At 72.1% G+C, this 8860-nt stretch carries 11 protein-coding genes and 1 pseudogene; 7 read left to right on the top strand and 5 right to left on the bottom strand.

The features are described 5' to 3' along the window. Window positions 1-13: 13 nt before the first annotated feature. A complete protein-coding gene (locus IEZ06_RS18955; RefSeq protein ID WP_189238033.1) occupies window positions 14-625 on the bottom strand; it encodes a TetR/AcrR family transcriptional regulator in 612 nt (203 codons plus the stop codon). A gap of 110 nt (window positions 626-735) precedes the next feature. Here IEZ06_RS18955 and IEZ06_RS18960 point away from each other — a divergent pair, with 110 nt between their 5' ends. Together IEZ06_RS18960 and IEZ06_RS18965 are read left to right on the top strand one after the other, a co-directional pair. Next, the gene (locus IEZ06_RS18960) at window positions 736-1551 is read left to right on the top strand and encodes an SDR family NAD(P)-dependent oxidoreductase (protein WP_189238034.1); all 816 of its coding nucleotides are present in this window, start codon (window positions 736-738) and stop codon (window positions 1549-1551) included. Between the two features lie 393 nt (window positions 1552-1944). Further along, window positions 1945-2232, top strand: a complete 288-nt coding sequence (locus IEZ06_RS18965) for a DUF4287 domain-containing protein (protein WP_189238035.1) — start codon at window positions 1945-1947, stop codon at window positions 2230-2232. 136 nt (window positions 2233-2368) lie between these two features. Here IEZ06_RS18965 and IEZ06_RS18970 read toward each other — a convergent pair whose 3' ends face one another. Further along, complete coding sequence (locus IEZ06_RS18970) at window positions 2369-2716, bottom strand: DoxX family protein (RefSeq protein ID WP_189238036.1); 348 nt, start codon at window positions 2714-2716, stop codon at window positions 2369-2371. A 78-nt stretch (window positions 2717-2794) separates the two neighbouring features. Between IEZ06_RS18970 and IEZ06_RS36420 the strand changes: the two genes are divergently transcribed. From IEZ06_RS36420 to IEZ06_RS18990, 5 genes are all read left to right on the top strand, one after another. Further along, on the top strand, window positions 2795-3073 hold the full coding sequence (locus IEZ06_RS36420) for a hypothetical protein (protein WP_229798348.1): 279 nt from the start codon (window positions 2795-2797) through the stop codon (window positions 3071-3073). Next, window positions 3073-3342 carry an NAD(P)-dependent oxidoreductase gene (locus tag IEZ06_RS36425; RefSeq protein ID WP_229798350.1) on the top strand — a complete coding sequence of 90 codons (270 nt, stop codon included), beginning with the start codon at window positions 3073-3075 and terminating at the stop codon, window positions 3340-3342. Before IEZ06_RS36420 ends, IEZ06_RS36425 begins: the two co-directional genes overlap by 1 nt. A 103-nt stretch (window positions 3343-3445) precedes the next feature. Then, a complete protein-coding gene (locus tag IEZ06_RS18980; RefSeq protein ID WP_189238037.1) occupies window positions 3446-4123 on the top strand; it encodes a histidine phosphatase family protein in 678 nt (225 codons plus the stop codon). 51 nt (window positions 4124-4174) lie between these two features. Then, window positions 4175-4693, top strand: a complete 519-nt coding sequence (locus IEZ06_RS37855) for a DoxX family protein (RefSeq protein WP_229798352.1) — start codon at window positions 4175-4177, stop codon at window positions 4691-4693. A gap of 58 nt (window positions 4694-4751) precedes the next feature. Next, on the top strand, window positions 4752-5564 hold the full coding sequence (locus IEZ06_RS18990; RefSeq protein ID WP_189238038.1) for a neutral zinc metallopeptidase: 813 nt from the start codon (window positions 4752-4754) through the stop codon (window positions 5562-5564). 204 nt (window positions 5565-5768) lie between these two features. Here IEZ06_RS18990 and IEZ06_RS18995 read toward each other — a convergent pair whose 3' ends face one another. The 3 genes and pseudogenes from IEZ06_RS18995 to IEZ06_RS19005 all read right to left on the bottom strand — a co-directional run. Next, window positions 5769-6896: an AI-2E family transporter gene (locus tag IEZ06_RS18995; protein ID WP_229798354.1), complete on the bottom strand. Its 1128-nt coding sequence runs from the start codon at window positions 6894-6896 to the stop codon at window positions 5769-5771. Between the two features lie 279 nt (window positions 6897-7175). Further along, complete coding sequence (locus IEZ06_RS19000; protein WP_189238040.1) at window positions 7176-8486, bottom strand: hypothetical protein; 1311 nt, start codon at window positions 8484-8486, stop codon at window positions 7176-7178. A 110-nt stretch (window positions 8487-8596) separates the two neighbouring features. Continuing rightward, window positions 8597-8860: pseudogene (locus tag IEZ06_RS19005) on the bottom strand (phospholipid carrier-dependent glycosyltransferase); the annotation flags it as partial.

The following is an 8860-nucleotide window of genomic DNA, read 5'->3' on the forward strand; positions in this document are numbered from 1 at the left end:
CCGCCCTCGCCGTTCACGAACCACCGGGCGACGTCGGCCGCACGGCCCTGAGGAAGACCTCGACGAGGGTGTCGGCGTATTCGGGGGTGAGCGGGCCGGAGCGGAGCAGCCAGCGCTGGTAGAGGGGCGCGTACAGCACTTCGAGCGCCAGGTCGAGGTCGGCGTCCGCGGCGAGCTGCCCGGCCTTCTGCGCGCTGCGCAACCGGGCCTTCTTGGCCTCGTCCACCGGGCCGGCCAGCTTCTCGTGATACTGGGCGGCCAGCGCGGGATCGTTGATGATCTCTGTGTTGAGCGCGCGGATCGGCCCTTCGAACGCCGGATCGGCGAACTCGGCGACCGTCGCCCGCATCACCGTCTTGAGGTCGGCCTCCAGGTCGCCGGTGTCGGGCAGCGCCATGCCCTGCTCGGGCCCGGCCTCGCTGAGTGCGAGGAAGGCGTCGAGAACGACGGCGCCCTTGGAGGGCCACCAGCGGTAGATGGTCTGCTTTCCCACACCGGCCCGGGCCGCGATGGCCTCGATGGTCAGCTTGGCGTATCCCATCTCGGAGATCAGCTCGCGGGCCGCGGTGAGGATGGCCTGCCGGGAGCGCTCGCTGCGGCGGGTGGGATCGGGCTGCTTCGGCATGGCCGGGATTCTATCACGCTATAAGACGAGACGTTCCGTATTGACATTCTGGTGAGGCGGTACGTATCGTCTTGTCTCGTTACGGAGAATCCGACAGAGAGGGGAGATCGGTGCGCCGAGTCTGGCTCATCACCGGGGCGTCGCGAGGTCTGGGCCGGGCGTTCACGGAAGCGGCCCTGCATGCCGGGGACCGCGTCATCGGAGCCGCACGGAACGTCGAACCGCTCGCCGACCTCGCCCGGAGATTTCCGGGCGGTCTGGTACGGCTACCGCTCGACGTGACCGACCGGGCCGCCGTGTTCGAGGGCGTGGAACGGGCGGCGGCGGCCTTCGGCAGGCTCGACATCGTGGTCAACAATGCCGGCGTCATGCTGCTGGGCATGGTGGAGGAGGCGACGGAGGAGCAGATCAGAGCCCACTTCGACGTCAACCTCTTCGGTGCGGTCTGGGTCACCCAGGCCGTGCTCCCGCACCTGCGCGCCCAGGGCGGCGGTCGCATCCTGCAGGTCACGACGATGGGCACCGGCGGAGGCTTCCCGATGGTCGGCCTGTACGCGGCCGGCAAATCGGCGCTCGACTCGGTCTCCGAGGCCGTGGCTATGGAGGCCGAGCAGTTCGGCGTCAAGGTCACCATCGTCCAGATGGGCGGCTACGACACCGGCCTGTTCACCACGGGCACCACGATGACGACACCCGACCCGCACTACCAGCGGCTGCGCGACGAGATGTTCGAGATGTGGGGTGACGACGCCGGTCCCGCCCCGGGCACGGCCGCACCCGTGATCATGGAGCTGGTCGACCTGCCGGAGCCGCCGCGGCGGCTCGTCGTCGGCGGCGCGTCCTACGACATGGTCCAGGCCGACATCGAGGACCGGCTGGTGAAGTACCGCGCCTGGGAGCACCTCAGCCGCAGGGCGCCGGGATGACGTCCATGCCGACGAGCTCCGCGCGGCCTCCCGGGACGGCGCGGCGTCGCCGACACGCCACCGGAGGTGCGGCGGCGCCGTCAGCCGGGTGGGGACGTGCGGCTCGTCGGCGGGCACCAGGAACATCCGGATCTCCTGCCGTTCCGGCATCGCGGCCCCGTCGCCCGTCGTTGAGCCCGGCTAAACGTCCCTTCGGTGACCGCACGTTGATCCGGGTCGCTGCTGCACGGGATCGTTCACCCACAGGAATGCAACGGGAGGCATCGCGCGCCGGCGAGGCGGATCGACGGCGGCGACGAGCGACCTGAGCGGGACCGGTCAGCGGGCCCGCTCATGCGGAACCGTACGAACGGGTCACCGCGGCCCGGCGGCCCACGGCGAACGGAGAGACACATGTCGTTCCAGGCGTACCTGGACAACATCGAGGACAAGACCGGCCTCGCCCCGCGTGAGTTCATCGCGCTGGCGAAGGAGCGCGGTTTCGACGACCCGGCTGTGAAAGCGGGCGCGATCATCGACTGGCTGAAGCAGGACTACGGCCTCGGGCGCGGGCATGCGATGGCGCTGGTGCATGTGATCAAGAACGGGCCGAAGATCGACGCCAAGCACGTCGGCTCTTCCGGTTCCCACCGCGACGAGTCCGACACGCTCTGGCTGGACGGGAAGGAGAACCGGCCCTGAAGAACCGGCCCTGACGCGGCTGCCGGTCGCCGTGACCGGGTGTCACGGCGCATGATCATTGACCTCGGCCTCAGGCTTCGCCGAGCGTGCGGTGGCCGGGGCGGAGCAGCTGATCCCGGTGCCGGACGCGCTGCCGTCAGGCGGCGTGTCCCAGCACCAGGGCGGCGATCACCGGGCCCATGTAGAGCAGGGGGAAGACGACGGTCGAGTACGAGCGCGCCCGGAGCACGGTGAGGACGGCTCCAGCGAAATACAGCACGAGGCCGATCCCGGCCAGGACGCCTACGACCGGCACGAACAGGCCGACCAGCAGGCCCGCGGCCCCCGCGGCCTTGGCTGCGCCGAGCCAGGTCCACCATGAGCGGGGGACGCCGTAGTCCGTCAGCGGCTTCACGACCCACTCGGCGCGGCGGAGGAGGGAGAAGGCGGAGAAACCCACCCAGAGGGCGGTCAGGACGGTGACGACGGTGGCGGTGGTGGACATGGGGAAACTCCCTGGTCGGTGCTCTCTTGTGGCACCGATCCTGCGCGCCCCGGTTGATGGATCCGCGATGCGTTCACGATGTGCGACTTCCCGCTCGACCTGTTGTGGCAGGGCGCCGCGGGGCCGACCGGCCGGTCGGCCCCGCCGTGCGCGGGCAGCGGCGGCGTTCGGGCAGCGGCGGCGTGCAGGCCGCTGCCCGCCGCCGTCAGCGCCGCGGCGGACCTGTCCGTGCCGCCGCACGACTTCTTCACCGCGTCGGCCCGTGCCCTGACCGCCGGTCCGACGAAGGCGGGTGTGCGCCGGCTCGTGGTGGTCGGCCTCTCCTCGATCATGCCCGGGGCGTCAGGAGCCCTCTGATGGACGAGCCGGGCTATCCCGGTGAGTACCGCGACTTCTACCTCGGCCATGCGGCGGGGCTCGCCGTTCTCCAGGAAGCCGACCTCGACTGGGCGTACGTCGCGCCGGCAGGCGACTTCGGCCACGGCGGCGCGCGCACCGGCCGCTACCGGATCGCCGAGCATGCGGACCCGGCCGGCAGGATCACGTACGCGGACTTCGCGATCGCGCTGCTCGACGAGATCGAGGATCCCCGCCACCACCGCGCCGCCGCCGTCGGGGAGGGGTGATGCGCGAGGTCCACGACAGCCCGGACCCCTCCGGCGTTCCCCGGCCCGCGCCCCCTTCCGGCGGCCCTTCCGCGACGCCGCGCCCCTGTGCCAGCCTGTCGGCATGATCGGAGTTCGGCGGGTGTGGCTGGTCCGGCACGGGCAGAGCGAATCGAACGCCGGGCTGCCGACGAACGGGCCGGGCACGGCCCCGCTCACGGCGCTCGGACGGGAGCAGGCGGCGCGGACGGCCGCGGCCTTCACCGCTCCGCCGGACCTCGTCGTCAGCTCGCCGTTCGTCCGCGCGCGGCAGACGGCCGGGGCGACCGTCGCGCGGTTCCCCGGGGTGCCGTACGAGGAGTGGCCGGTCGAGGAGTTCACCTACCTGGGCGGGCTGCACGGGCCGCAGACCACGAAGGACCAGCGGAGGCCCTTCGCCGACGCCTACTGGGAGCGTGCCGACCCCGCCTACGTCAACGGCGGCGACGGGGAGTCCTTCGGGATGCTCATCACCCGCGCCCGCGCTTTCCTGGACCGGCTGGCCGGCCGCCCGGAAGAGGGCCTGATCGCGGTGTTCACCCACGCCCTCTTCATGAAGGCCGTGGTCTGGTCGCTGTTCACCGGGACCGCGGAGCCCGACGCCGGGGCGATGCGCGGCTTCCGCCGGTTCAACGGGGCGTGCGACGTCCCCAACTGCGCCATCACCGAACTGTGGCGTCCGAGCGGGCCGTACGGGTTCCGCGTCGTCGGCGGTGGGACGGCGCATCTGGGCGAGCCGTCCGACGGGGTCCGCTTTGGATAGCATTACTATCCTTCATTGGGTAGTGTTGGTATCCAAAGGAGGGTGAGTTCTGTGACCGTGATCGTCCTTGTCGTGTCCGCCCTGGTCTTCCGTCTGTCGGGTGCGCTGCTCGGCGTGGCCCGCTTCGCCACCTGGCGGGTGAGCGCCGCGCACGGCCTGGCCGTCATGCTCGTGATGACGGCCGGTGCCCACTTCGTCCCGTCGGGCGTGACCTTCATGCCGAACCACGCCGACATGGTGGCGATGGTCCCGCCGTTCGTCCCGTTCCCCGCCCTCGTGGTCTATCTGACCGGCGTCATGGAGCTGGCCGGCGCGGTGGGACTCGTGCTCCCGGCCACCCGCCGGGCGGCCGGGATCTGCCTGGCCCTGCTGTTCGTGCTCATGCTCCCCGCCAACGTCCACGCCGCGCTGGCCGGGGTGACCCTGGCGGGAGAGGCGGCGACGCCGCTGTGGCAGCGCGTCCCCGAGCAGATCCTCTACATCGGCGTGGCGCTCTGGGCGGCGGAGGTCGTGGGGGGAGGCTCCGCGGGCCGTACGGCCTCCGCGAGCGGTGCGTCCCCCGTGCGGTGAGCGCGAGAGGGAGCGGGTGCTGTTGGACCGTATCAATGCTTCTATAAGGTTTGACACCATGCGTACCCCTCGTATCGCCCTGCTGGCCGGGGCCCTGGTCGGTCTGCTGCTCACCGGCACCGCCCACGCCGGCACCGCCCGCGCCGACTCCGGTGCCGCCGGCGCGCCGGTTCCCACCGGCGCCAAGGCGCTGACCCACAATCCGCTGTACCGCACCGGCAAGCTGACGGTGCCCTGCGGCCGCCACCCGGACGACTTCGCCAGCGTCGGCGCCGCCAAGAAGCACCTGACCGCGATGATGGGCTGTATGAACGCCTCGTGGTCCGCGCAGCTGAAGAAGGCCGGTCTGCCGTTCAAGAAGCCTGCGGTCCGGTTCATCACCGGTCCCACCCGCGTGTGCGGAGGGGAGTGGGGCGAGTACGTCGTCGGTGTGTACTGCATCAAGCAGCGGCAGATGATCATCCTGGTCGACGACTACTCCATCCAGCAGCCGGCCGATCCGGACATCCTGCACGTGCTCGCCCACGAGTACGCCCACCACGTGCAGAACCTCACCGGCATGACGGCCGCCGTCAGCCGTACACGAGTCCGTACCGAGGCTCAGGCCCTGACCTACATCCGCCGCCTGGAGCTGCAGGCCGAGTGCCTGGCGGGGGCGTTCATGGCGAGCATCTGGGCCTCGCAGGAGTACAAGGCCGAGGAGTGGGAGGCCCTCGTGAACGCCGCCCGGCACAACGGCGACGAGCAGATCGGCGAGGGGCGCACCCACGGCTCGAGCAAGAACCAGATCGCCTGGCTGCAGAAGGGATTCGCTGCCGCCTCCCCGGCCGCGTGCAACACCTGGACCGCGCCGGCCTCCCGCGTCGCCTGACGGACGGTTCTCCACGACGGGGGAGGGCCCCGGCACGTCCGCCGCCCGGCCGGGCCCCGCTGACCGGCCGGGCGGACCCGGGCCTCGCTGACCGGCCGGGCGGGCCCGAGGCACCTTCCGGGCGGAAGCGGTGTCACCGGACGGGAAGCGCGGCCCGCTGCACCCGGCCCGTCCCGGCGGCGGCAGCCGTACCCCGCCGGGAGGTCAGAGGCGTTCCTGGCGGGGCAGGGCGACCTCGCGGACGATGAGCAGGACGGCCGCGGCCATCGGGATGCCCAGCAGGGCCCCGACGACGCCGAGCAGGGCGCCGCCGAGCAGGGCGCCGACGATCGTGGCCAGCGGCGGGACGTCGACCGAGCTCTTCATCACCCTCGGCGCGATCAGGTAGTTCTCGACCTGCTGGTAGAGGGTGAAGAAGACGACGCAGACGATGCCGACCGTGGGGGAGACGAAGAACCCGACGAGGGAGGCCACCCCCGCGCCGATGAAGGCGCCGACCAGGGGGATCAGGTCGGTCAGCGCCACGATCAGGGACAGGGCCAGCGCGTACGGCACCTGCATGATGCTCAGGAAGACGAAGGTCGTCACGCCGGCGATCAGGGAGACGATCAGGTTCCCCGCGACGTAGCCGCCGATGCGCTGGATGATCTCGTCGCCGAGCAGGCGGGTGCGGGTCCGGCGGGACCGGGGGACCAGGCGGTAGCCCATCTCCTTGATCGAGGTGAGCGAGCCGAGGAAGTAGAGCGTGAGGACCAGCACGGTCAGGGAGTTGAAGACCGCGCCGAGCAGGACCGTGCCGAGGCCGAGCACTCCGCCGAACATCTGGGTGCCGAAGTCGCCGCTGGTGACGTACTGCTGGAGTTTCTCCAGCAGCTGGAAGCGCTGGTCCAGGTCGCGGATGAGCGGATGGTTCTGCAGCTCCTGGACGTACGTCGGGACGTTCTCCGCGAACTCGGCGGACTGCGTGGTCAGCGGGGGCACGACCGCCAGGCCGAAGACCGCGAAGACGGTGATGACGCCGAGGAAGACCGTCGTGATCGCGAGCCAGCGCGGCAGGGTGCGGCGCTGGAGCGCCTCGACGGCGGGGTTGAGGCCGACGGCGAGGAAGAGCGAGACCACGATGAGGACCAGCACCGATCCCGCGCTCGCGACGGCCTGCACCAGCCACCACGCGGTGAGCACGCCGAGGGCCGCGGTGAAGCCGAACACGAACGGGTTGTCCCGCATGGAACGGCCGGGCCGCCCGAAGGGGGCGTCGGCCGGCGGAGCGCCGGTGGCGGGCGCCGCGGTGACGTCGTCGGTGACGTCGCCGGGGACGGGCGGAGCGGCCACCGGGGCCGGCCCGGACGGGGCCGCGACGGGCAGCGGGCCCGCCGAGGTGAGGAGCGGCTCGGGAAACGGGTCCGGCAGCGGGCCGGCCGCGGACGGGCCCGGTCCGGGAGGGGGGCCGGACGGTACGCCGGGTGCGTCCGGTGGCGTACCCCCGGGCGTGTCCGGGGCCGTCTCCGGCTGCGGAGCACCGTCGTGGGAGGTGGGTTCGGGCACGTTCCGCTATTGCCCGTTATGGGGAGAAATAGTCGGACAGAAAGCGGGTCGGACCTGGGGAGCGGCTCAGCCCATGCTGACGTACCGGCGGGGGCGCAGGGCGTGGCCGCGCAGGGCCGCCAGCGCGGCGGCGCGGCCCGCCGGGGTGAGTTCGCCCCCCGCCCGCAGGCCGAACGCGTCCAGGAGACGGGTCAGGTCGGTCAGGGAGGCGTCGATCTCCGGCCGGCGCTCCTCCTCGCAGCCGATCACGGAGGCCACGCTCTCACGGTCGGCGGGCAGGCCGTCGGCCAGGAGCATGAGCGCCACCTCCCTGGCGGAGGCGCCGAGGTCGTGCTCGTGTGAGACGGGTGAGAGCAGCGCGGTCGTCGCGGCCTCCCAGAGCAGCTCCGCGTCGCCGAGCAGGCGCCGCCCGGCGGCGGTGGTCACCAGGGCGCGGCCGTCCCGGTCCAGCGCGCCCATCCGCTGGGCGGCCTCCCCCGCCGCGGCCAGCTCGTCGCCGTTCCAGCGGTCCGGCGTCCCCGAGGGCGCCGCGGGTACGGCGGGCACGACGGCGGGGTCTTGCGGACCTTCCAGACCTTCCGGGTCCTTCGAGTTCTCCGGGTCCTCCGAGCCCTTCGAGTCCTCCGAGGCCGGCGGGGCCGGGACGAGCGGGACCCCGCCGGGCTCCCGGCCCCGGCGCAGCAGCCAGCGCAGCGCCGCCAGGTGTTCTCCGGCCGGGGCCGGGATCGGGGCGTGCAGGCGGACCTCGAAGGGCTGGGCCAGCTCGCGCCAGGCCGCCCCCCGGCCCAGCACCCACCGGTTCAGCCGCTCCCCCTGCACCCGGTGCAGCCAGTTGTCCCCGCCGAGCTCGGCCCGGGGAGTGGTCAGCCAGCGGCGGGTCAGGGCCGTGCGGTCGCGGGTGGAGCCGGGCGCGAGCTCGCCCGAGACGATGGCCAGCTCCAGGGCGGCCGAGCAGGCGCCGTGGGCGCCCAGCTCCTCCGGCCCCATGATCGAGCTCCACCGCAGCTCCGGAACGTCGGGCGGGAGCACCCCGCGGGCGTCCAGCGCCGCCTGGTAGGCGGCGATCCCGGCGTCCTCGCCGGCCCGGGCGTAGGTGCGCAGGATCTGCGCGGTGACGGAGGAGGAGCACAGCGCCGCGTAGCGCTCCAGGCCGCCCAGGCGGAGCAGCCGGCCCAGCGCGCGGGCCGTCGCCGGCCGGTCGCCGGAGACCTTGGTGGGCAGGGTGTACCAGAGGAACTCGCAGACGGCGAGCTCGGTGATCGTCTCCAGCGGTTCACCGCCGCTCAGCCACTCGATCGCACCGCGGGCGTCCTCGGCGCAGTCGGGGTCGGACCGTTCGAGATCGGCGAGGAGCGCGGCCACGTCCGGTGCAGGCATGCCTCGAAGTCTGCCGTATGACGGCCTGCCCTGACGATGAACGTGACGTAGTGGATCGTGCACGTCGCCCACCCTACGAAATCAGCTCTAAGCAACTCGTATGTGGACGGTCAGATCCACCTCTGGAAGAGCATTCTCGCGTGCCACTCGGCGTACGGGATGCTCTCCGCGGTGAGCACGGGATAGAGGTACCAGAAATTGAGCAGGGCGAGCAGCACGAACGCCCCGACGACCCCCGCGCCGATCATGCGCCTGGACTGGGCGAGCGGCACGAACATCCCGGCGATCCTCACCCCGGTCATGCGCTGCTTCGGCGGGGAGTGCGCCGGGCCGATGACGAGTCCGGCGGCCAGGACGACGGCCAGGATCATGAA

The sequence above is a fragment of the Planomonospora antibiotica genome, assembly GCF_014647955.1.
Classification (GTDB): domain Bacteria; phylum Actinomycetota; class Actinomycetes; order Streptosporangiales; family Streptosporangiaceae; genus Planomonospora; species Planomonospora parontospora.

Bases quoted from the DNA above. Each gene is read 5' to 3' on its own strand.
- IEZ06_RS18955 (WP_189238033.1), bottom strand. From the start codon at position 625: ATGCCGAAGCAGCCCGATCCCACCCGCCGCAGCGAGCGCTCCCGGCAG.
- IEZ06_RS36420 (WP_229798348.1), top strand. From the start codon at position 2,795: ATGTGCGACTTCCCGCTCGACCTGTTGTGGCAGGGCGCCGCGGGGCCG.
- IEZ06_RS18970 (WP_189238036.1), bottom strand. From the start codon at position 2,716: ATGTCCACCACCGCCACCGTCGTCACCGTCCTGACCGCCCTCTGGGTG.
- IEZ06_RS19000 (WP_189238040.1), bottom strand. From the start codon at position 8,486: ATGCCTGCACCGGACGTGGCCGCGCTCCTCGCCGATCTCGAACGGTCC.
- IEZ06_RS18965 (WP_189238035.1), top strand. From the start codon at position 1,945: ATGTCGTTCCAGGCGTACCTGGACAACATCGAGGACAAGACCGGCCTC.
- IEZ06_RS18990 (WP_189238038.1), top strand. From the start codon at position 4,752: ATGCGTACCCCTCGTATCGCCCTGCTGGCCGGGGCCCTGGTCGGTCTG.
- IEZ06_RS36425 (WP_229798350.1), top strand. From the start codon at position 3,073: ATGGACGAGCCGGGCTATCCCGGTGAGTACCGCGACTTCTACCTCGGC.
- IEZ06_RS18980 (WP_189238037.1), top strand. From the start codon at position 3,446: ATGATCGGAGTTCGGCGGGTGTGGCTGGTCCGGCACGGGCAGAGCGAA.